Source organism: Streptomyces sp. NBC_01214 (assembly GCF_026340975.1).
Taxonomy (GTDB): Bacteria; Actinomycetota; Actinomycetes; order Streptomycetales; family Streptomycetaceae; genus Streptomyces.
This window is the reverse complement of the sequence record NZ_JAPEOS010000001.1, coordinates 2,352,184-2,372,168: the sequence shown is the minus strand read 5'-3', so window position 1 is coordinate 2,372,168 and position 19,985 is coordinate 2,352,184. Positions and strand designations below refer to the sequence as shown.

Below are 19,985 nucleotides of genomic sequence, written 5' to 3'. Positions count from 1 at the left end.
GGCTGGATAGGGTGGCCGCATGTCGCACATGCTTCCGCCCCTGGTCTCCGAGGCGGCGGCGCTGTCCGTCGCGGGGGCTCCTGTTCGGCGGTACGAGATGGGTCCGGCGCTGATCGGGGTGGGGCCGGAGGCGACCGTGGTCGTGGTCGCGCCCGGGGACGATCCCGGGGGCAGCGGGGTGCAGGATTCCGTCCAGGTGCTGCTCCGCGGGGACAGGGTTCCGGAGCTCCACTCGCGGTTCGACTTCCATGACTCCCCGCCCATCCATGTGTTCGCCCGTTTGGAGCAGGGCCACCTGCCGCTCGGGAGGGCGTGGTGCAGGGGGAGGAGCTGGGCCGCGGCCCACTTCGACCACGCCAAGTTGGAGCTGGACCGTCCGATGAGCCGCGTGATGCTGGATGCCGTACGGCCGGTTCCGGCGCCCGGGCCGGTGCCGGGGGTGGACTGGGTGGACGGCGTGGAGGGGGACCCGGTCCGGGCCCTGGAGTCGTTCGTCCTCGGCTGGTTCCCTGCCGAGGACGAGGCAGAGGCCGAGGCGGCGCGGTCGGCGGAGGAACCGGGTGACCTGCCGGAGGCGTTGGCTTCCTTCCACCGTCTGGCCCGCCGCCGTCCGGCGATCCACCGGTTCCACGATCCCGTGCTGAAGCGGCCCGAGCGTGCTGCCGGGCCGCTCGGCGACCGGCTGGTCTTCGCCGAGTGGAACGAGGGCTACATGGACTGGTCCGTCCCGTGGCCGCCGGGGGGTGGGGGTGCGGCGGATCCCCTCGTGTGGCACACCGAGGACCCCCGCGAGGCCCCGGAGACGATCGTCGAGCGTGAACCGCTGAGCCGTTTCCTCCTGCAGTTCACGCTGTTCGGGGCCTTGCTCGCCTCTCCCTACAAGGCGGCGACCTTCTGCATGCCGGTCGCGCGCCTCGACGGCTTGTGGAGCGTGTTGCGTCCGGTGCCCTTGAGTCCGTTCCTCCCGACGTACAACGCCGACAGGTTCTTCGTGGCGCCGGGATTGCTGGCCATGATCAGTGCTGATGAGGACGAGGCGACCGCGTGCTTCGGCGCTCTGCACCGTGCGACCCTCACACCGCTGCTGGCGCACGGGTTCCGCTGGTCCCACTTCGACGGGTGAGGTGCGTGTCCTAGGCGGGGAGGTCGCCGTTGCCGCCGAGGTTGGCGACCAGGCGGCGGAGGGTGTCGATCGTGGCGGCGTAGGTGGCGTCGTCGATGCCCTCGCGCATCCGGGTGTGGACCTTCGCGTTGCGGTCGTGGGCGCGGAGGCGGCCGGCCTCTCCGGCTTCGGTGAGGGTGAGGGTGAGGTGGTCGTCGGTTTCGGTGAGCCAGCCGCGGGTGGTGAGGTCGGCGTAGAGGGCCTCGAAGTCGGTGTGCTGGTCGTCGAAGGGGGCGAGCTTCGCGGTGAGGGCCTCGCGGGTCCATGTGCCGGGGGCGCCGGCTATGTGGTTCAGGGTCCACCAGTGGGGCTGGGTGAGGTGTTCCTCGGCGAGGGCGGTGCGGAGGCCGCCGATGACGAGGTGTGCGGCTTCGCGGGTCCAGTAGCCGATGGGCTGGGCGGCGAGCTGCTGCTGTGTGTATTCCTCGGTGGTCATGCGGCGACCGTATGACCTCAGGTTAGGTTGAGGTCAAGCGCTGGTTGTGCTGGTTCGACGAGGGAGTGCGCGATGAGCGAGAAGGCCCGGCAGTTGTTCGACGCGCTCGACCTGGATGAGGACGGGGAGCTGACGCGGGCGGAGGTGATCTCGGCCCTGCGGTCGAAGGGGCCGACCTTGGCGGCGCGGGGGGATCTGCCGTTCTGGGGTGTGGGGGATGCGCAGGCGTCGTCGGCGTTGTTCGATGAGGCTGATGCGGGCGGGGATGCGGTGTTGACGTTCGAGGAGTTCGCGGCCGTGGTGGATCGGCGGTTCGGCTGGTAGTGCGGGTGGCCGCGTCGGGCGCGGCGCCCGACGCGGTGTGGTGCGTGCGTCAGTGGACCGCGTCGCCGATGTGGTGGATGCGGACGAGGTTGGTGGAGCCGGTGACGCCGGGGGGTGAGCCGGCGGTGATGACGACGGTGTCGCCGGGTACGCAGCGGCCGATGCGCAGGAGTTCTTCTTCGACCTGGGCGACCATGGCGTCGGTGGAGCCGACGTGGGGGCCGAGGAAGGTTTCGACGCCCCAGGTGAGGTTGAGTTGGGAGCGGGTGGCGGGGTCGGGGGTGAAGGCGAGGAGGGGGATGGGTGAGCGGTAGCGGGAGAGTCGGCGGACGGTGTCGCCGCTCTGGGTGAAGGCGACGAGGAATTTGGCGTCGAGGAAGTCGCCCATTTCGGCGGCTGCGCGGGCGACGGCTCCGCCTTGGGTGCGGGGCTTGTTGCGGTCGGTGAGTGGGGGGAGGCCCTTGGCGAGGATGTCTTCTTCGGCGGCTTCGACGATGCGGGACATGGTGCGGACGGTTTCGATGGGGTATTTGCCGACGCTGGTTTCGCCGGAGAGCATGACGGCGTCGGTGCCGTCGATGATGGCGTTGGCGACGTCGCTGGCTTCGGCGCGGGTGGGGCGGGAGTTGTCGATCATCGAGTCGAGCATTTGGGTGGCGACGATGACGGGTTTGGCGTTGCGCTTGGCGAGTTTGATGGCGCGCTTTTGGACGATGGGGACTTGTTCGAGGGGCATTTCGACGCCGAGGTCGCCGCGGGCGACCATGATGCCGTCGAAGGCGGCGACGATGTCGTCGATGTTTTCGACGGCTTGAGGCTTTTCGATCTTGGCGATGACGGGGAGGCGTCGGCCTTCTTCGTCCATGATGCGGTGGACGTCTTCGATGTCGCGGCCGCTGCGGACGAAGGAGAGGGCGATGACGTCGGCGCCGGTGCGCAGGGCCCAGCGGAGGTCTTCGATGTCCTTTTCGGAGAGGGCGGGGACGGAGACGGCTACGCCGGGGAGGTTGAGGCCTTTGTGGTCGGAGACCATGCCGCCTTCGATGACGCGGGTGTGGACGCGGGGGCCGTCGACTGCGGTGACTTCGAGGGTGACGCGGCCGTCGTCGACGAGGATGAGTTCGCCGGTGGTGACGTCGGTGGCGAGGCCTTTGTAGGTGGTGCCGCAGGTGTGGCGGTCGCCTTGGTGGTCTTCGACGGTGATGGTGAATGCGTCGCCGCGTTCAAGGAGTACGGGGCCTTCGTGGAAGCGGCCGAGTCGGATCTTCGGGCCTTGAAGGTCGGCGAGGATGCCGACGCTGCGGCCGGTCTCGTCGGAGGCCTTGCGTACGCGCTGGTAGCGCTCCTCGTGTTCGGCGGTGGTGCCGTGGCTGAGGTTGAGTCGGGCGATGTCCATTCCGGCCTCGACCAGTGCTTTGATCTGGTCGTATGAGTCGGTTGCGGGGCCCAGGGTACATACGATTTTCGCTCGGCGCATGAGGCGAGCGTATTCCCCTACCTGCGGGTAGGTAATCGCTTCCGGGTGTCCAATCAACAACCGTTGGGCAAAAGGTTGTTGACAAGTGTTGAATGTGCATGGGGGTGCTCTGATGAGCACCCCCGGGGGTGGCATTCGTGGGTTCTTCAGAGTTGTTCAGAGTTGTTCAGAGTTGTGGCGGGGTCATGGTGAAGCGGGCGTTCACCTGTGCGTAGACGGTCTGGCGCTGGGGTTCGAGGTCGAGGGGCGGGGGGCCGGCGTCTTCGGTGGCGCTGAAGGCCATGGTGCGCATGCCGGCGCCGGGGGCGGCGGCGAAGGGGGCGGCGTTCTCGGCGCCGAGGTCGGCGAGTTCGACGAGGGCGGCGAGGTTCGCGCCGAGGGCTTCGGCGTATTCGCGGGCGCGTTGGACGGCTTCGAGGACGGCTTGGCGGCGGGCTTGGCCGTGGGCGGGTGAGGTGGGGCGCAGGGCCCACCAGGGTCCGTCGATCTGGGTGAGTTCGAGGTCGGCGAGGCGGGTGGTGAGTTCGCCGAGGGTGGTGAAGTCGCTGAGTTCGGCGGTGATGTGGACGCGGCCGTGGTAGGCGCGGATGCGTTCGGCGCGGCCGTGGCGGGTGAGTTCGGGGGTGATGGAGAAGGCGCCGGTTTCGAGTTTTTCGACGGGGTCGCCGTAGCTCTTGATGAGGTCGAGGGCGGCGTTGTTGCGGCGGGTGAGGTCTTCGAGTGCGGTGCGGCGGTCGGTGCCGCGGGCGCTGACGGTGATTCCGATGCGGGCGATCTCGGGGTCGACTTCGATGCGGGCTTCGCCGCGGACCGCTACGCGGGGTACTTCGGGGGTTCCGTAGGGCTGGTGCGATGCGTCCTGGGTCATGGTTTCACTGTCGCACTGTCGCTCGTTCGGGTGCGGTCATCGGATCGAAACCTGGTGGGGGTGTTGCGGCTTGTTACTGGTGGGTCAGAATCTACGCGCGTTGTTCAGGCCTCGAAAGGGAGATGGCATGGCGTTCGACCGTAGGACTTTCCTGGGTAGCACGGCGGCGACGGGTGCGGCCGTGGCGTTGGCGGGGGCCACGAGCTCCCCGGCCGCGGCGGCCGTGCAGGAGGTGAAGGGGTCCGGGTCCGGTGCGCGGACGTACGCGTTCACGGTGATGGGTACGACCGATTTGCACGGGAACGTCTTCAACTGGGACTACTTCACGGACAAGGAGTTCGACGACAAGGCGCACAACGACGTCGGTCTGGCGAAGATTTCGACGTTGGTGGAGCAGGTGCGGGCGGAGAAGGGGCGGCGCAACACGCTGCTGATCGACGCGGGTGACACGATCCAGGGGACGCAGCTTTCGTACTACTACGCGAAGGTGGATCCGATCACGGCGCGGCGTGGTCCGGTGCACCCGATGGCGCAGGCGATGAACGCGATCGGTTATGACGCGGCGGCGCTGGGGAACCACGAGTTCAATTACGGCATACCGGTGCTGCGGAAGTTCGAGGAGCAGTGTCGTTTCCCGCTGTTGGGGGCGAACGCGCTGGATGCGAAGACGCTGCGGCCGGCGTTCGCGCCGTACAGCATGCACACGTTGCGCACGCCCTGCGGGCGGGGCGTGAAGGTGGCGGTGCTGGGGCTGACGAACCCGGGGATCGCGTTGTGGGACAAGGCGAACGTGCAGGGGAAGATGACGTTCCCGGGGCTGGAGGAGCAGGCGGCGAAGTACGTGCCGAAGCTGCGGTCGATGGGCGCGGACGTGGTGATCGTGTCGGCGCACTCGGGGTCGAGCGGTACGTCCTCGTACGGTGACCAGCTGCCGTACGTCGAGAACGCGGCGGCGCTGGTGGCGGAGCAGGTGCCGGGGATCGACGCGATCCTGGTGGGGCACGCGCACACGGAGATTCCCGAGTACCGGGTGAAGAACAAGGCGACCGGCAAGGACGTGGTGCTGTCGGAGCCGCTGAAGTGGGGGCAGCGGCTGACGTTGTTCGACTTCGAGCTGACGTGGGCGAAGGGCCGTTGGTCGGTGGCGAAGGTCGCGGCGAAGGTGCTGAACTCGAACACGGTGGCGGAGGACCCGAAGATCACGGGGTTGCTGTCGGACGAACACCGCAAGGTCGTGGCGTACGTGAACCAGGTGATCGGTACGTCGACGCAGGCGATGTCGTCGGCGGAGGGGCCGGTCAAGGACGTGGCGATCATCGATCTGATCAACCACGTGCAGGCGGAGACGGTGAAGGGGGCGCTGGCCGGTTCGGAGTGGGCGGCGCTGCCGGTGTTGTCGCAGGCGTCGTGCTTCTCGCGGACGGCGGCGATCCCGTCGGGCCAGGTGACGATCAAGGATGCGGCGGGTCTGTATCCGTTCGAGAACACGATGGAGGCGCGGCTGCTGACGGGTGCGCAGCTGAAGGACTATCTGGAGTACTCGGCGCGGTACTACGTGCAGACGGCGCCGGGTGCTCCGGTGGATCCGGCGAAGCTGACGAACGCGGAGGGCGTGCCGGACTACAACTACGACGCGGTGTACGGGCTGGTGTACGACATCGACATCGCGCAGCCGGTGGGTTCGCGGATCACGGGGTTGTCGTTCCGGGGGAAGCCGGTGGATCCGGCGGCGCAGTTCGTGCTGGCGGTGAACAACTACCGGGCTTCGGGTGGCGGTAACTTCCCGCACGTTCCGCAGGCGAAGCAGGTGTGGGCGAACTCGGACGAGATCCGCAACACGATCATCCAGTGGGTGAAGGCGAAGGGGACCGTCGATCCGGCGCAGTTCGCGTCGGTGGACTGGCGTCTGACGCGGGCCGGGGTCGCGGTGTTCTAGGCGGGCCTGGGCGGGGCGGGGTGGCCGGCCGTGGTGTGTTGCGGCCGGCCACCCCTTCTTTGGGTGGGGCTCCGGTCAGCCTTCTGCGCCGGCGCGGCGCATCCGGGCGGCGAGGAGCAGTCCTGCGCCGGCGACGAGCGCGGTGCCCGCGCCGCCGGCGATCAGGGTGGTGTGGTCGCCCGTGCCGGTGATGGCGAGGGGGGCGCCGGTGTGGCCCTGGGCGGTGACGGTGGTGTTGGCGGAGAGGGTGGTCGTGCCTCCGGTGCCCGTGCCGGTGGCGTTGGCGTTGGCCTGGTCGCCGCCGTCCTTGTTGTCGCCGTTGTTGTCCTTGCCGGGGGCGGGCTTCTCCTTGTCCTTGGCGGCCTGGTCCTTGGTGCGGGCCTCGTGCTGGCCCGTCTTGAGGAACTCGGTCCGGTCGGCGGGGGTGCCGGCGAGTGCGGCGCGGCCCGCCTTGGTGAGTTCGGGACCGCCACCGTCGATGATCCGGGCGATGGTGACGCGGTTGTCCTGGTCGCGCAGCTCGTGCTGGGTGACTTTCAGGAAGTGGCGCAGCTCGGACGGGGTGGGCGATCCGTTCATCAGCTTGCTGATGGCCCCGCTGAGGATCGGGCCGTCCCAGCCTTCGTCGATGCGGGCCAGTTCGACCAGGTCGTCCTGGGCCTGGGCGAGGTGGCGGCCGGTCTTCAGGAACTCCGCGCGGTCGGCGGGGGTGCCCTGCAGGGCCTTCTTGCCGGCTTCCTTCACGGCGGTGCCGCCGGTGTCGATCAGCCGGGAGATTTCGATCGTGTTGTTGTCGTCGCCGCGCAGTTCGTGCTGGGTGACGTCGTAGAAGTGGCGCAGCTTTTCGATGTCGTCGCCGCCGCTGAGGACCTTGTTGATGCCTGCCTTCAGGCCGGGTCCGGCGTCCGGGAGGAGGCGGAGGATCGCGATGCGGTAGTCGTCCACGCGGATGTTGTGCTGGTCGACTTCGATGAACTTGCGCATGGCCTTCGGGCCGTCGGCGATGGCCTTGCGGCCGGCTTCCTTCATGAACTCGCTGGCCATCGGGTGGGCGATGATCGCGAGGATGGTCTTGCGGTCCTCTTCGGCCTGGTTGGGCACGGTCCGGTCGGGCACGGCTTGGTCGGGCACGGCCTGGTCGGGCGTGGTCGGTGCCGGCTGGTTGCCGACGGCCGGGGCGTCGGGGCCGGCGGCGAACGCCGGTGACGCGATGAGGACGGCCGGAGCAAGGGCAGCAGTGGTCACGGCTGCGGCGATCCGGGAAAACTTCACAGACAAAACCCCCTGGAAACGTTTCTTCGACAGAAGAGACGTTCGACCGGTGGGGATAGTTGTACCGGTAATGTTCCCGCCCCTCGTGGTGGCCCCGGGGCGTCGGGGCGGGGTCTCGATCACCGGACGGCAGCACTTCTCAGGGGTGGTCGACGAGGGGGCGGAGTTCGCCCGCCGGGCGGGGGCGGGTGTGTTCGCGCTGTTCGAGGCCGAAGGTGGTGAAGGCGGTGCGGGCCGGCTGGGGGTAGGGCTCCTTGCCGGTGAGGGTGTTGAGGATGGCGGCGCTGCGCCAGGCGGCGAGGCCGAGGTCGGGGGCGCCGACGCCGTGGGAGTGGCGTTCGCCGTTCTGGACGAAGATGCTGCCGGTGACGGTGGGGTCGAGGATCATCCGGTAGCGGTCGTCGATGCGGGGGCGGCCGGAGGAGTCCTTGCGCAGGTACGGGTCGAGGCCTGCGAGGAGGCTGCCGAGCGGTCGCTCCTGGTATCCGGTGGCGAGGACGACGGCGTCGGTGGTGAAGCGGGAGCGGGTGCCCTGCTCGATGTGTTCGAGGTGGAGTTCGACCTTGGTGGTGGCGACGCGGCCGGCGGTGCGGACGCTGACTCCGGGGGTGAGGACGGTGTCGGGCCAGCCTCCGTGGAGGGTGCGGCGGTAGAGCTCCGCGTGGATGGCGGCGATGGTGTCGGCGTCGATGCCCTTGTGGAGTTGCCACTGGGTGGGGACGAGCTGGTCGCGTACGGCTTCGGGGAGGGAGTGGAAGTAGCGGGTGTAGTCGGGGGTGAAGTGTTCGAGGCCGAGCTTGGAGTACTCCATGGGGGCGAACGAGGGGGTGCGGGCGAGCCAGGTGAGGCGTTCGCGGCCGGCGGGGCGGGCGCGGAGGAGGTCGAGGAAGACTTCGGCGCCGGACTGGCCCGATCCGATGACGGTGACGTGTTCGGCGCCGAGGATGCGCTGGCGGTTGTCGAGGTAGTCGGCGGAGTGGATGACGGGGACGGTGGGGGCGTCGGCGAGGGGGCGCAGGGGTTCGGGGACGTAGGGGGCGGTGCCGATGCCGAGGGCGAGGTTGCGGGTGTGGGTGCGGCCGAGGGCTTCGGCTTCGCCGGTGGCGTCGAGTTGGGTGAAGTCGACTTCGAAGAGGTCGCGTTCGGGGTTCCAGCGGACGGCGTCGACCTGGTGGCCGAAGTGGAGTCCGGGGATGCGGCCGGCGACCCAGCGGCAGTAGGCGTCGTATTCGGCGCGGTGGATGTGGAACTGCTCGGCGAAGTAGAACGGGAAGAGCCGTTCCTTGTGCTTGAGGTAGCTGAGGAAGCTCCAGGGGCTGGCCGGGTCGGCGAGGGTGACCAGGTCGGCGAGGAAGGGGACCTGGAGGGTGGCTCCTTCGATGAGGAGTCCGGGGTGCCAGCGGAAGTCGCGGCGCTGGTCGTAGAAGGCGGTGGCGAGTTCGCCGATTCCTTGTTGGGGCAGGCCGTGGGCGAGGGCTGCGAGGGACAGGTTGAAGGGGCCGATCCCGATTCCGACGAGGTCGTGGGGGGCGTCGAGCTGGGCGGTCATCGGTGGGTGCTGCCTTCCAGGAGGGAAATGAGGGTGTCCAGGTCCCCCGCTGTGGTGTGCGGGTTGAGCAGGGTGGCTTTGAGCCAGAGGCGGCCGTCGGCGTGGGTGCGGCCGAGGACGGCGCGGCCTTGGTGCAGGAGGGTGCGGCGCAGGGTGGCGAGGTGGTCGTCGTCGGCGTGGGTGGGCCGGAAGAGGACGGTGGTGAGGGTGGGGGGTGCGTGGAGTTCGAAGCCGGGGTGGGCGTCGAGGAGTCGGGCGAGGTGGTGCGCGGTGTCGATGGTGCGGTCGATGAGTGCGGCGAGGCCGTCGCGGCCGAGGGCGCGGAGGGTGGTGGCGATCTTGAGGGCGTCGGGGCGGCGGGTGGTGCGCAGGGAGCGGCCGAGGAGGTCGGGCAGGCCCGCTTCGGTGTCGTCGGTGGCGTTGAGGTAGTCGGCCTGGTGGGCGAGGGGGGCCAGGAGGGCGGTGTCGGGGACGGCGAGGAGGCCTGCGGCGACGGGCTGCCAGCCGAGTTTGTGCAGGTCGATGGTGAGGGAGTGGGCGCGGCCGAGTCCGGCGAGTTGGTCGCGGTGACGGGGGCTGAGGGTGAGGAGGCCGCCGTAGGCGGCGTCGATGTGGAGGTCGGCGCCGTAGCGGTCGCAGAGGTCGGCGATGGGGTGGATCGGGTCGATGAGGCCTGCGTCGGTGGTGCCGGCGGTGGCGGTGACGAGGGTGGGGCCGGGGGTGGTGGCGAGGGCTTCGGCGAGGCGGGCGGGGTCGAGGGTGCCGGTGGGGGTGGGGAGTTCGGTGGCCGGGGGCAGGCCGAGGAGCCAGGCGGCGCGGGGGACGGAGTGGTGGGCGTTGGCTCCGTGGAGGACGGTGAGGGCGGGGCCGTGGCGTTCGCGGGCGAGGAGGACGGCGAGTTGGTTGGCTTCGGTGCCGCCGGTGGTGACGAGGGCGTCGGCGTGGGGGGTGTCGTAGAACTCGGCGGCGAGCGCGCGGGTCAGGAGGGCTTCGACGGCGGAGGCGGCGGGGGCCTGGTCCCAGGAGTCGAGGGAGGGGTTCAGGGCGGAGGCGGCGAGGTCGGCGGCGGCCGCGACGGCGAGCGGGGGGCAGTGCAGGTGGGCTGCGCAGAGGGGGTCGGCGGGGTCGGCGGCGCCGGCGGCGAGGGCGTGGACGAGGGTGCGGAGGGCTTCGTGGGCGCCGGTGCCGTGGGCGGGGAGTACGCCGGTGTCGCCGAGGGCGGCGTGGACGCGGGCGGTGACGGTGTCGGGGCCGCCGGCGGGGAGGGGGCCGCCGCGGTCGTGGGCGCCGGCGGTGAGGGCGTCGAGGACGGTGTCGAGGAGGGGGCGCAGGGCGGCGGGCCCGTCGGGGCCTCCGGCGAGCGGGGGTGTTGCGCGGTGGCCGGGCGGCGCGGTCATCGGGGTCCTCCGGGGCTGGCCGGGTGCGGGTCGGTCGGGGCGGGCACCGCACCCGGCCGCACCGCACCCGGCCGGTACAACGATCAGACCCGAATGGGGTAACCGCCGGGGTTTGTCCGGAGCAGGCAGCCGGGGGCCCGGGGGGCCAGGGCCAGCCGAGAGAGCCAGGCCGGGCACGGCCGGGAGGGCAGTGCCGGCACGGCCAAGAGCCGGGCCCGGAGCCGGGTCGGGGGCCGGGGGCCAGGGACAGGCCCGGCCGGGGACCAGCGGCCCGGCGTGACCGGGAGGGTAGGGCCGGCGCAGCCAAGGACAAGGCCGGCGCAACCAAAGACCGGGTCGGGGGCCGGGCGCGGCCGAGGGGCCGGGCACGGCCGGGGGGGGCAAGGCCGGGCGCAGCCGGGAGCCGGGGCCGGGTAACCGGTTCGGCCAGCACCGCCGGGGGCCGGGGGTGGCGTAGCCGGGAGCGGGGCGGGGTCGGGGCATCGGTTCGCCGGCTTCCGGACCCGCCCCGGTCCCCCGGCTAGCGGCTAGCTCTCGGCAGAGGGCCGGCGGACCTTGAGGGCGCGGGCGAGGTCGTCGAGTTGGTCGACCAGCTTGCGGCGCAGGAGGGGGATGATGTCCGGGTTCGTGAGGCAGGTGTGGCCGGCCTGGAGGTTGGACTCGTCGATGGCGTACACGGGGAACGCCCAGCGGCCGGCGGCCTCGCCGATGGCCGGGCCGCGGCGGGCGCCGAGGGCGACGGCCTCCGGGTAGTAGCGGGTGACGTACGGCGTGAGCAGTTCGGCCTGTTCGGGCTGCCAGAAGCCCTGGGCGGTGGCGCTGAAGAGGTAGTTGGACAGGCTGTCGTCGCGGAAGAGGCGGTCCCAGGCGGCGGCCTTGGCCTCGGCGGTGGGGAGGGCGGCGCGGCAGCGGGCGGCGCCTTCCTGGCCGGTGGCGCTGGTGTCGGCGTCGAGGGCGGCGTCGATCTCGTCCTCCCCGACGGCGCCGAGGACGGCGAGGCGGCCGAGGATGCGCCAGCGCAGTTCGGGGTCGAGCGCGGGGCCGCCGGGGACGGTGTCGTCGGCGAGCCAGGCGGCGATGGTGTCGGGCTGGGTGGCGCTGTCGACGAGGGTGCGTACGGCGGTCAGCCGCATGCCGGGCTCGGAGCCGTCCTCGGTGCGCCGCAGCAGGTCGCGGGCGATGGTGGTGAGGGTGGCGAGCGCGGCGGTCCGTTCCTCGGGGGCGACGTAGCGTACGGCGACCTGGGTGCGGGCGAAGGCGAGGACGCCCTGGACGATGGCCAGGTCGTCCTCCTCCGGCAGGTGGGCCGAGGCGGTCGCGAGGTAGTCGTGCGGGTCGAGTTCCCCGTCGCGGACCATGTCGCGCAGGGAGTTCCAGACGACGGCGCGGGTGAGAGCCTCGGGGATGCCGGAGAGGCCGCGCAGGACCGTTTCGACGGAGGTTTCGTCGAGGCGGACCTTGGCATAGGTGAGGTCGACGTCGTTGAGGAGGAGCAGGGCGGGGCGGGGTCCGGCCGCGGAGATGACCTCGTCGGAGGGGATGTCGAGGTCGAGGAGTTCGCGCAGTTCGAGGAAGCGGCCGTCGACGGGGTCGCGGTCGTAGACGCCGACGGCGATGTGGTGGGGGCGGCTGCCGCGGCGGTCGACGGCGAGGGTCCAGCCGGCGGCGGTGTCGGGGCGGCCTTCGGACTCCTCGATGCGGGGGGTAAGGGTGTCGATGCCGGTGGTGCGCAGCCAGATGTCGGCCCAGGCGCGGACGTCGCGTTCGGTGTGGGCGGCGAGGGAGTCGATGAAGTCGGCAAGGGAGGCGTTGGCGAACTTGTGGCGGGCGAAGTGGGTGTTGATGCCGGCCAGGAAGTCCTTCTCGCCGAGCCAGGCGACGAGTTGGCGCAGGGCGGAGGCGCCCTTGGCGTAGGAGATGCCGTCGAAGTTGAGGAGGGCGGAGGCGGTGTCGGGGACGTCTTCGGGGGCGGGGGCGACGGGGTGGGTGGAGGGGCGCTGGTCCGCGTCGTAGCCCCAGGGCTTGCGGGTGACGCCGAAGTCGGTCCAGGTGTCGGTGAAGCGGGTGGCTTCGGTGAGGGTCTGGTAGCCCATGTACTCGGCGAAGGATTCGTTGAGCCAGATGTCGTCGAACCAGGCGAGGGTGACGAGGTCGCCGAACCACATGTGGGCCATCTCGTGGGCGATGACCATGGCGCGGGACTGGCGTTCGGTGTCGGTGACGGCAGAGCGGAAGATGAACTCGTCGCGGAAGGTGACGAGTCCGGGGTTCTCCATGGCGCCGGCGTTGAACTCGGGTACGAAGGCCTGGTCGTAGGAGTCGAACGGGTAGGGCTCGGTGAACTTCTCCTGGTACCGGTCGAAGCAGGCCTTGGTGATGGAAAGGATTTCTTCGGCGTCGACGTCCATGTGGGGTGCGAGGGACTGGCGGCAGTGGATGCCGAAGGGCAGTCCGGCGTGTGCGGTGCGGATGCTGTGCCAGGGGCCGGCGGCGACGGCGGCGAGGTAGGTGGAGATGAGGGGGGTGGGGGCGGACTGCCAGATGGCTGCGCCGCTGTTGTCGGGGGCGGCGGCGGTGCGGGTGGTGATGCCGTTGGCGAGGACGGTCCAGTGGGCGGGGGCGGTGACGGTGAATTCGAAGACGGCCTTGAGGTCGGGCTGGTCGAAGGCCGGGAAGACCCGCTGGACGTCGTCCAGGAACATCTGGCTGTAGACGTACGTCTGGTCGTCGGCGGGGTCGGTGAAGCGGTGCAGGCCCTCGCCGGTGCGCGAGTAGCGCATGCGGGTGTCGAGGCGCAGCTCGTGTGCGCCTTCGCCGAGGCCGTTGAGCGGGAGGCGGTCGTCGGCGAGGGTGGCCGGGTCGAGGGGGTTGCCGTCGAGGGTGGCCGAGCGCAGCTCGACGGGCTTCAGCTCGATGAAGGTGTCCCCGGCGGTGCGTGCCGTGAACCGGACGACGGTGGTGGAGTCGAAGGTCTCGTCGTCGCCGGTCAGGTCGAGCGTGACGGCGTAGTGGTGGACGTCGAGGAGCTGGGCTCGGAGCTGCGCTTCGTTGCGCGTCAGTGCGGACATGGGGCCCATGCTGCCCCAGTGGGCGGCCGGACCCCCTGCTTCTACTCTTCGCCCGCAGCGATCGTCTCGTGGTGGCGGATGACCTCGGCGATGATGAAGTTGAGGAGCTTCTCGGCGAAGGCGGGGTCGAGTTTGGCGTTCTCGGCGAGCTGGCGCAGGCGGGCGATCTGGCTGGCTTCGCGGCTCGGGTCGGCGGGGGGCAGTTGGTGCCTGGCCTTGAGGTGGCCGACCTGCTGGGTGCACTTGAAGCGTTCGGCGAGCATGTGGACGACGGCGGCGTCGATGTTGTCGATGCTGTCGCGCAGGCGGGCGAGTTCGGCGGTGACGCTCTCGTCGATGCCTGCGGCGTCGTCGGCCGCGCCCGCGCCGGTGCCCGCGCCGGTGCCCGCGCCGGTGCCCGTGCCGGTGCCGTTGTCGAGGTCGCTGATGTTCATGGTTCCCGAGAATACGTGGCGGCGGCCGTCGGTTCCTCGGGCAATCGGCCTGTGAGACGACAGCCAAATACTTGCCAGAGTGGAAAGTACTCGCCATAGTGGAAATCGACTAGGGACGATCATCCGTGTGCGAGCGAGGGGGAACCATGCAGGAGACGGAGAAGGCGGTCGGGGCGTTGGGCCGGGCGGCTGGTCTGGAGCGGGCGGCGCGGCAGCGCAGCGGCTGGTACGCGCGCTACCTGTGGGTGTTCGCGGCCGGGCAGCTGGTCCTCGTACCGATGGCCGTGATGTGGCACGGGCCGGTCTCGGCGGTGGTGTTCGCGGTGACCAATGGGCTGCTGGTGACCGGGCTGAGCGTGTACGCGGTGCGGCAGCGCGTGATGCGGCGGGGGTTCGGTGTGAAGCACGGGATGATGATGGCGGCCTGGACGGTGGTGTTCTGCCTGACGATCACGGTCGGCACGGCCGCGTTCGGCCACGGCGCGCCGTTCGCGGCGCTGGCCGCGCTGGCGTGCGCGCTGCCGGCGGCCGTCGGGGCCTGGACCGAGACGCGGGGTGCGGCATGACGGACGAGCCGGTCGTGGACACCGGGGCGGACGTGAAGCGGGGCGGGCATCCGCGGCACGACCTCGCGCCGCTGCTCAACGCCCCCGTACGGTTTTCGGTGGTGGCGGCGCTGGCTCCGCTGGACAAGGCCGAGTTCGCTTTCGTACGGGACCTGGTCGAGGTATCGGACTCGGTGCTGTCGAAACAGGTGGCGGCGCTGGAGGAGGCGGGCTGGGTGAAGGTCCAGAAGGGCCGGGTCGGGCGGCGTCCGCGCACCTGGGTCTCGCTGACCACCGAGGGTCGGGCGGTCTACCAGCGGCACCTGGCCGCGCTGCGGGCCATCGCGCTGGGCTAGGCCGTGCCGTCGAAGTCCCGTCTGGCCCGCGACGCCCGGCACCGCACCTCATCCCCCAGACTCGGTCCGGGGGGACCCCCGGGTCGTCGGGGCGCCCGAGTACGTCCCGTATACGGGCGCCCCTCCGCCTTGTCATGCAGGCACCGGACGCCGCGGGCTCGGCGAACGCCACTTTGACGACAGGACCTAAGCCGTCTCTTTCGTCTCTTGCCGGCAAGAGACGACCGAGGCCGGCAGATCACGGGCGGAGCCGGAGACGGAGACGGACCGGGGCGCGGATGGCGGGGCCGTGGGCCGTCGGGGCGTGCGCCTTTCCCCGGCACTCGTGGCAGGCCCTTCCGCGCACGGCCCACCCCTCGTTCGTCGGGTCCCCCGCCCCATGATCACGCCGACGGGCCGACCTTGAACCAGTCTCATGATCCGCCGGGCAGGGCCCGGCGGCTGGCCGGCCGGCAGGACGATCTAGGGTGTGCCGATGCAGCCCTCCGCGCCGCCACAGACATCGGCGAACGACCTCCGGCCCGGCCGTCACTGGTACGCCGTAGCGGCCTCGATCGCCGTCGTACTGATCCTGCTGGGTGTGGCCATCGGTGCGTACCGGTTCAACACCGCGATCGACTCGGTGGACACCGACCATCCGTTCGCCAACGGCGACACCGTCACCCTCCGGCTCGAGCCGGGGAGCGGGAAGACGATCTGGATCAGGGACGAGGAATTCGGCCCGTCGGCCGCCCCGGAGTGCAGCATCACCGGGCCGGGCGACCCCCGTCTCACGGATCCGGGAATCGACGTGTTCCTCACCCGTGACGAGACCTGGAATCCGCTCCACACCACCGACGTGCCGCGAGCGGGCGACTACGAGGTCACGTGTTCGTCCCCCGCACCCTCCGCGTACGCCATCGGGGACTCCGGAGGCATGTTCGCGTTCGCCGGCTGGCTGATGTTGGCCGCCCTCCTCCCGATGCTCGGAATCGGGATCTGCGCCGTCATCGTCCTCGTCACCGCCTTGCGCCGCAGGGGCCACCGCAGGCGGCTGCTCGCCGAAGGCTAGGCCGCCCCTTTTGGATCTTGTCGGCCGAGCCCGCGGTGTCCGGTGCCACGGGGTCTCCCCAGGCCCGCCAGAGCCAAGGCGAAGCAGGGCGAGGCGGCGGGGCGCCCGCGCATTGGACGTACTCGGGCTCCCCGACCACACGGCCAGGTGCGGTGCCGGGCGTCGCGGGCCCGGCACGATCCGAAAGAAACGACCTCGCCCTTCCGGCCGGTGCGTGACCGGCCGGAAGGGCGGGCGGGACGATCTGGAGGAGCTGGAGGAGCCGGAGGAGCTACATGCTTGCCGCGGCGCTCTTGATCGCTGCGGCGAAGGTGGAGACCTCGGTGTAGACGCCGGGGTAGTTCGGCCGGGCGCAGCCTTCGCCCCAGCTGACGATGCCGACCTGGATCCAGGCGTTGTTGTTGTCGCGGCGGAACATGGGGCCGCCCGAGTCGCCCTGGCAGGTGTCGACGCCGCCCTGGGGCAGGCCGGCGCAGATCTCCTCGCCGGGGACGAGGTCGCTGCCGTACGAGCTCTTGCAGCTGGCGTCGGAGACGAACGGGACGTTGGCCTTCAGGAGGTAGCGCTGCTGGCCGCCGCCTTCGCGGGCGGCTCCCCAGCCGGCGACGGTGAAGGTGCCGCTGTCGTAGGCCTTCGTGTCGGCGATCTTGAGGGTGGGCAGGTTGATGGGCTTGGCGAGCTTGATGAGGGCCCAGTCCTTGCCCTTGCCGTTGTAGCCGGGGGCCTGGAGGACCTTGGTGGACTTGACCTTGATGGCGCTGGAGCTGTTGAGGTCGACGACTCCGGCGGTGGCGGTGATGGAGGTGTTGTTGCCGGAGCCGCTCACACAGTGGGCGGCGGTGAGGACGATCTGCTGGGTGTAGAGGGCTCCACCGCAGCCCATGGAGAGGCGCACCATGAAGGGGAACTCTCCCTGGGCGGCGCGGGTGCCGCCGACGACGGGTGCCGGGCCGGCGGTGGCGGTGCCGGGCTGGAGGCTGACGGCGGCGAGGGCGACCGCGCCGACGGCGAGGGTGCGCTTCATCAACTGCACAAGGGTGGTCACAGTCAACACACTGCCTTTCGTGGGGGGTTGGGCTGTGCGTGCGCGTCATCGGGTGAATGACGGGTCCATGACACATCAGGCGTGTGGCGGACATCAAGAAGGCAATTTCGGCCAACTACCGTCCCAGCGGCAGAGATTGCGGTAAAGGAGGCTCGATGACGAAGAACAGGGGGCCGGGCAGCCCCGTCGAGCACGGATTTCCGCATCTGGCGACCGTGCGCGCCTCGATCACCGCGCTCTTCCGCCGGCTGTCGGCCGACGGAATCCGGGCCTACGACACGAGCTTCGCCCCCGCCGACGCCGCCTTCGACGCCACCGACGACCTCCACCTGGGCGCGCAGCGGGTGGCCGCCGCGACGGTGCGCGCGCTCCGGCTGCCCGACGCGCGCATGGTGGTCTCCTTCCGGGCGATGGAGCAGGCCGCCGCCGTGGAACTGGCCGCGGGTCCGGAGTACTTCGTCGAGGTCAACGACCGCTTCCGCACCCACCGCCGCGACCTGGCGGCCGCCCTCGCGCACGAGGTGGCCCACGTCCTCCTGCACCGCTTGGACCTGCGCTTTCCCGGCACCACGGAGAACGAGATCCTCACCGACACCGCCGCCGCGTACCTGGGGGCGGGCTGGCTGCTCCTGGACGCGTACCGCGAGGACGCGCTGACCCACCAGAGGTTCGGCTACCTCACGCCGGAGGAGTTCGGCTACGTCCTCGCCAAGCGCGCCGCCCTGTTCGGCGAGGACCCCGCCCCCTGGTTCACCAGCCCCCAGGCGTACGAGGCCTACGTGCGCGGGCGCGCGCTGGCCGAGCGCGACCACCGCCGGGCCCCGCTGACGGCCGCCGGGCCGCTGGCGCGGCGGCGGTACGCGAAGGCGCGGCGCGCCGGGGCCGGTCCCGCCGACGGCCCCACCGGCGGCCCCACCGACAGCTCCACCGGCGACCATGCCGGCGGCTCCGCGTACCGCTTCGAACCGGAGGCCGCCGGCGCCGGGTTGCGGGTGAGCTTCCCGTGTCCGGTGTGCGCGCAGCGGCTGCGGGTGCCGGTGCGCGGGCGGCTTCGGGCCCGGTGCGGGTTGTGCCTGACCGTGCTCGACTGCACCACGTAGATCATTCACCGCGCGGCCACAAAAAGTTTCCTACCGGCCAGTAGACATGGGGTCAGTTCTCGCCAACCCTGGTCACGTACATGCCAACTCGTGACCGAGGAGCGCCCCCCATGCGCAGCACCCGCCGCACTCGTATGCCCCGTACCGCCGCCGCCGGCGTGGCCGCGGCCGCCGCCGTCCTGACGCTGGTTCCGGCCACCGCCGCACAGGCCGCACCCGTCCCGGCACCGGCTCCCGCGTCCGCGTCCGCGGCTCCGGCCGCCTCCGCGCCCGGCGGCAACGCCGCGATCCTCGGCATCGACTACGCCACCTGGCAGCGGGACGTCGCCGCCGTGATCGACGCGGCCCGGCCCGCGATCGAGGCGCGCATCGCCGCCTCGCCCGCCGGTGAGAAGCCCGCCCTCGTCCTCGACATCGACAACACCTCGCTGGAGACGGACTTCCACTGGTTCTGGACCTTCCCGACCCCCGCGATCACCAAGGTCCGCGCGCTGACCCAGTACGCGCACGCGCGCGGCGTCGCGATCTTCTTCGTCACCGCCCGCCCCGGGATCATCCACTCCCTCACCGACCGCAACCTCAAGGCCGTGGGCTACCCGGTCTCGGGGCTCTACGTCCGTGACCTGCCCGACCTGTTCGAGGAGGTCAGCGCCTACAAGACGGGCAAGCGGGCGGAGATCGAGGCGCGCGGCTACACGATCATCGCCAACATCGGCAACAGCCCGACCGACCTCGTCGGCGGTCACGCCGAGCGCACCGTCAAGCTGCCCGACTACAACGGCAAGCTCTCCTGACCTGACCTGACCGAGCCGACCGAGCCGACCCGGCGGCGGACCGTGCGAGCCCTTGGATCGGCCCGCCGTCCTCGCGGAGCACCCGGCCGTCCCCGTCCGTGACCGGGCCGCCCTTGGTGCCGATGTCCCCCGGGGACGATGCCGGGCGGCAGCGCCCCGGGGCAGAGGCCGAGGCCGTAGTGGCGGCGCCATGGGTGTCCGCAGCTCTGAAGGAGCTCCGGAGAGCTCCGGAGGCGGTTTCAGTGTGCGAAGAAGTCCGCGGCGAGGCGGTTGAAGTCGTCGAAGGCCTCGGTCTGCGCCCAGTGGCCGCAGCGCGGGAAGACGTGCAGGCGGGCGTCGGGGATGGCCTTGAGGGCGAGCAGCGCGCCGTCGAGGGGGTTGACCCGGTCCTCACGGCCCCAGGTGAGCAGGGTGGGGTGGCTGATGCGGTGGGCCTCGCGCCACAGCAGGGTGTCCTGCTGCCAGGCGGGGTTGGCGAAGGAGGCGCCCATGCGGGCGCCTCCGATCCGGGCGTCCGGATCCATGGCCTGCGTGTAGCGCTCCTCGACGAGTGCGTCGGTGACGAGCGAGGGGTCGTGGACGAGCGTGGTGAGGAAGGCGCGCATCTGCTCGCGGGTGGGTTCGGCGGCCGCGGCGAACGCGAAGAGGCGCCGGATGCCTTCGGTGGGGTCGGCCGAGAAGAGATTGAACGAAATGCCACCGGGGCTCATGAGCAGCAGCTTGTCCACCTTGTCCGGGTGGTTCAGCGACATCCGGACGGCGGCGCCTCCGCCGAGGGAGTTGCCGATGAAGTGGGCTTTCCCGATGCCGAGTTCGTCCATGAGGGCGGCGGTCGCGGCGGCGCTGAAGCTGAAGTAGTCACGGTCGGGTTCGGGCTTGTCGGAGCGGCCGTAGCAGGGCTGGTCGATGAGCAGGGTACGGAACCGCTCGGCGAGGAAGGGCAGGTTGGGGCCGAAGTTGGACCAGGCGGAGGCGCCGGGTCCGCCGCCGTGGAGCAGGATGAGGACGGGGGCGTCGGGGTGGTCCGGGCCCGCCTCGTGGAAGTGGAGGTTGAGGTTTCCGGCCTTGGCCGTGCGCGAGGTGCTCTCGTAAGTGATCATCACAACATCGTGTCCTGGATGTCGAGGCCGAGCGCACCCTGGCAAAAAGGGACCAGGGCCCGCTGGGGCCA

The 19,985-nt window shown here is 70.9% G+C and carries 18 protein-coding genes; 8 read left to right on the top strand and 10 right to left on the bottom strand.

Annotated elements, in window-relative coordinates:
* The first annotated feature begins 19 nt into the window (after window positions 1-19).
* Entirely contained in the window at window positions 20-1,123 is a 1,104-nt protein-coding gene (locus tag OG594_RS11405; RefSeq protein ID WP_266597805.1) for a hypothetical protein, read from the top strand.
* A gap of 10 nt (window positions 1,124-1,133) precedes the next feature.
* Here OG594_RS11405 and OG594_RS11400 read toward each other — a convergent pair whose 3' ends face one another.
* Window positions 1,134-1,598: a MarR family transcriptional regulator gene (locus OG594_RS11400; protein ID WP_266597803.1), complete on the bottom strand. Its 465-nt coding sequence runs from the start codon at window positions 1,596-1,598 to the stop codon at window positions 1,134-1,136.
* 72 nt (window positions 1,599-1,670) lie between these two features.
* On the opposite strand from OG594_RS11400, the gene OG594_RS11395 reads away from it, so the two are divergent.
* Window positions 1,671-1,922 (top strand): EF-hand domain-containing protein, encoded by a 252-nt coding sequence (locus tag OG594_RS11395; protein ID WP_266597801.1) that lies wholly within the window; start codon window positions 1,671-1,673, stop codon window positions 1,920-1,922.
* A 49-nt stretch (window positions 1,923-1,971) separates the two neighbouring features.
* On the opposite strand, the gene pyk is transcribed toward OG594_RS11395, so the two are convergent.
* Together pyk and OG594_RS11385 are read right to left on the bottom strand one after the other, a co-directional pair.
* Entirely contained in the window at window positions 1,972-3,399 is a 1,428-nt protein-coding gene (pyk, locus tag OG594_RS11390; protein WP_266597799.1) for a pyruvate kinase, read from the bottom strand.
* 166 nt (window positions 3,400-3,565) lie between these two features.
* On the bottom strand, window positions 3,566-4,267 hold the full coding sequence (locus tag OG594_RS11385) for an SIMPL domain-containing protein (RefSeq protein ID WP_266597797.1): 702 nt from the start codon (window positions 4,265-4,267) through the stop codon (window positions 3,566-3,568).
* Between the two features lie 127 nt (window positions 4,268-4,394).
* On the opposite strand from OG594_RS11385, the gene OG594_RS11380 reads away from it, so the two are divergent.
* Window positions 4,395-6,203 (top strand): bifunctional UDP-sugar hydrolase/5'-nucleotidase, encoded by a 1,809-nt coding sequence (locus OG594_RS11380; protein ID WP_266602811.1) that lies wholly within the window; start codon window positions 4,395-4,397, stop codon window positions 6,201-6,203.
* 75 nt (window positions 6,204-6,278) lie between these two features.
* On the opposite strand, the gene OG594_RS11375 is transcribed toward OG594_RS11380, so the two are convergent.
* The 5 genes from OG594_RS11375 to OG594_RS11355 all read right to left on the bottom strand — a co-directional run bounded on the left by OG594_RS11375 (window position 6,279) and on the right by OG594_RS11355 (window position 13,923).
* A complete protein-coding gene (locus tag OG594_RS11375) occupies window positions 6,279-7,448 on the bottom strand; it encodes an ALF repeat-containing protein (protein ID WP_266597795.1) in 1,170 nt (389 codons plus the stop codon).
* Window positions 7,449-7,614: 166 nt separating this feature from the next.
* Window positions 7,615-9,024, bottom strand: a complete 1,410-nt coding sequence (locus OG594_RS11370; RefSeq protein WP_266597792.1) for a lysine N(6)-hydroxylase/L-ornithine N(5)-oxygenase family protein — start codon at window positions 9,022-9,024, stop codon at window positions 7,615-7,617.
* The gene (locus OG594_RS11365) at window positions 9,021-10,421 is read right to left on the bottom strand and encodes an aminotransferase class V-fold PLP-dependent enzyme (RefSeq protein ID WP_266597790.1); all 1,401 of its coding nucleotides are present in this window, start codon (window positions 10,419-10,421) and stop codon (window positions 9,021-9,023) included. Before OG594_RS11365 ends, OG594_RS11370 begins: the two co-directional genes overlap by 4 nt.
* A 527-nt stretch (window positions 10,422-10,948) precedes the next feature.
* Complete coding sequence (gene pepN / locus OG594_RS11360; RefSeq protein ID WP_266597788.1) at window positions 10,949-13,498, bottom strand: aminopeptidase N; 2,550 nt, start codon at window positions 13,496-13,498, stop codon at window positions 10,949-10,951.
* Window positions 13,499-13,530: 32 nt separating this feature from the next.
* Window positions 13,531-13,923 (bottom strand): chorismate mutase, encoded by a 393-nt coding sequence (locus OG594_RS11355; RefSeq protein WP_323185191.1) that lies wholly within the window; start codon window positions 13,921-13,923, stop codon window positions 13,531-13,533.
* A 146-nt stretch (window positions 13,924-14,069) separates the two neighbouring features.
* Here OG594_RS11355 and OG594_RS11350 point away from each other — a divergent pair, with 146 nt between their 5' ends.
* From OG594_RS11350 to OG594_RS11340, 3 genes are all read left to right on the top strand, one after another.
* The gene (locus OG594_RS11350; RefSeq protein WP_266597786.1) at window positions 14,070-14,489 is read left to right on the top strand and encodes a hypothetical protein; all 420 of its coding nucleotides are present in this window, start codon (window positions 14,070-14,072) and stop codon (window positions 14,487-14,489) included.
* Window positions 14,486-14,824, top strand: a complete 339-nt coding sequence (locus OG594_RS11345) for a transcriptional regulator (protein ID WP_266597784.1) — start codon at window positions 14,486-14,488, stop codon at window positions 14,822-14,824. Before OG594_RS11350 ends, OG594_RS11345 begins: the two co-directional genes overlap by 4 nt.
* Before the next feature lie 475 nt (window positions 14,825-15,299).
* Window positions 15,300-15,875 (top strand): hypothetical protein, encoded by a 576-nt coding sequence (locus OG594_RS11340; protein ID WP_266597782.1) that lies wholly within the window; start codon window positions 15,300-15,302, stop codon window positions 15,873-15,875.
* A 271-nt stretch (window positions 15,876-16,146) separates the two neighbouring features.
* Here the strand turns inward: OG594_RS11340 and OG594_RS11335 are convergent, their stop codons facing one another.
* On the bottom strand, window positions 16,147-16,920 hold the full coding sequence (locus OG594_RS11335) for a trypsin-like serine protease (protein ID WP_266597780.1): 774 nt from the start codon (window positions 16,918-16,920) through the stop codon (window positions 16,147-16,149).
* Window positions 16,921-17,075: 155 nt separating this feature from the next.
* Here OG594_RS11335 and OG594_RS11330 point away from each other — a divergent pair, with 155 nt between their 5' ends.
* Together OG594_RS11330 and OG594_RS11325 are read left to right on the top strand one after the other, a co-directional pair.
* On the top strand, window positions 17,076-18,020 hold the full coding sequence (locus OG594_RS11330; RefSeq protein ID WP_266597778.1) for a hypothetical protein: 945 nt from the start codon (window positions 17,076-17,078) through the stop codon (window positions 18,018-18,020).
* Window positions 18,021-18,130: 110 nt separating this feature from the next.
* Entirely contained in the window at window positions 18,131-18,814 is a 684-nt protein-coding gene (locus tag OG594_RS11325) for an HAD family acid phosphatase (protein WP_266597776.1), read from the top strand.
* A gap of 239 nt (window positions 18,815-19,053) precedes the next feature.
* On the opposite strand, the gene hsaD is transcribed toward OG594_RS11325, so the two are convergent.
* Window positions 19,054-19,914 (bottom strand): 4,5:9,10-diseco-3-hydroxy-5,9,17-trioxoandrosta-1(10),2-diene-4-oate hydrolase, encoded by an 861-nt coding sequence (gene hsaD, locus OG594_RS11320; protein WP_266597774.1) that lies wholly within the window; start codon window positions 19,912-19,914, stop codon window positions 19,054-19,056.
* Between the last annotated feature and the right edge of the window lie 71 nt (window positions 19,915-19,985).

What these genes read in the sequence shown, in the direction of transcription:
- OG594_RS11405 (WP_266597805.1), top strand. Translation starts at nt 20, where the DNA reads ATGTCGCACATGCTTCCGCCCCTGGTCTCCGAGGCGGCGGCGCTGTCC.
- OG594_RS11400 (WP_266597803.1), bottom strand. Translation starts at nt 1,598, where the DNA reads ATGACCACCGAGGAATACACACAGCAGCAGCTCGCCGCCCAGCCCATC.
- OG594_RS11395 (WP_266597801.1), top strand. Translation starts at nt 1,671, where the DNA reads ATGAGCGAGAAGGCCCGGCAGTTGTTCGACGCGCTCGACCTGGATGAG.
- pyk (WP_266597799.1), bottom strand. Translation starts at nt 3,399, where the DNA reads ATGCGCCGAGCGAAAATCGTATGTACCCTGGGCCCCGCAACCGACTCA.
- OG594_RS11385 (WP_266597797.1), bottom strand. Translation starts at nt 4,267, where the DNA reads ATGACCCAGGACGCATCGCACCAGCCCTACGGAACCCCCGAAGTACCC.
- OG594_RS11380 (WP_266602811.1), top strand. Translation starts at nt 4,395, where the DNA reads ATGGCGTTCGACCGTAGGACTTTCCTGGGTAGCACGGCGGCGACGGGT.
- OG594_RS11370 (WP_266597792.1), bottom strand. Translation starts at nt 9,024, where the DNA reads ATGACCGCCCAGCTCGACGCCCCCCACGACCTCGTCGGAATCGGGATC.
- OG594_RS11365 (WP_266597790.1), bottom strand. Translation starts at nt 10,421, where the DNA reads ATGACCGCGCCGCCCGGCCACCGCGCAACACCCCCGCTCGCCGGAGGC.
- pepN (WP_266597788.1), bottom strand. Translation starts at nt 13,498, where the DNA reads ATGGGCCCCATGTCCGCACTGACGCGCAACGAAGCGCAGCTCCGAGCC.
- OG594_RS11355 (WP_323185191.1), bottom strand. Translation starts at nt 13,923, where the DNA reads ATGAACATCAGCGACCTCGACAACGGCACCGGCACGGGCACCGGCGCG.
- OG594_RS11350 (WP_266597786.1), top strand. Translation starts at nt 14,070, where the DNA reads ATGCAGGAGACGGAGAAGGCGGTCGGGGCGTTGGGCCGGGCGGCTGGT.
- OG594_RS11345 (WP_266597784.1), top strand. Translation starts at nt 14,486, where the DNA reads ATGACGGACGAGCCGGTCGTGGACACCGGGGCGGACGTGAAGCGGGGC.
- OG594_RS11340 (WP_266597782.1), top strand. Translation starts at nt 15,300, where the DNA reads ATGCAGCCCTCCGCGCCGCCACAGACATCGGCGAACGACCTCCGGCCC.
- OG594_RS11330 (WP_266597778.1), top strand. Translation starts at nt 17,076, where the DNA reads ATGACGAAGAACAGGGGGCCGGGCAGCCCCGTCGAGCACGGATTTCCG.
- OG594_RS11325 (WP_266597776.1), top strand. Translation starts at nt 18,131, where the DNA reads ATGCGCAGCACCCGCCGCACTCGTATGCCCCGTACCGCCGCCGCCGGC.
- hsaD (WP_266597774.1), bottom strand. Translation starts at nt 19,914, where the DNA reads ATGATCACTTACGAGAGCACCTCGCGCACGGCCAAGGCCGGAAACCTC.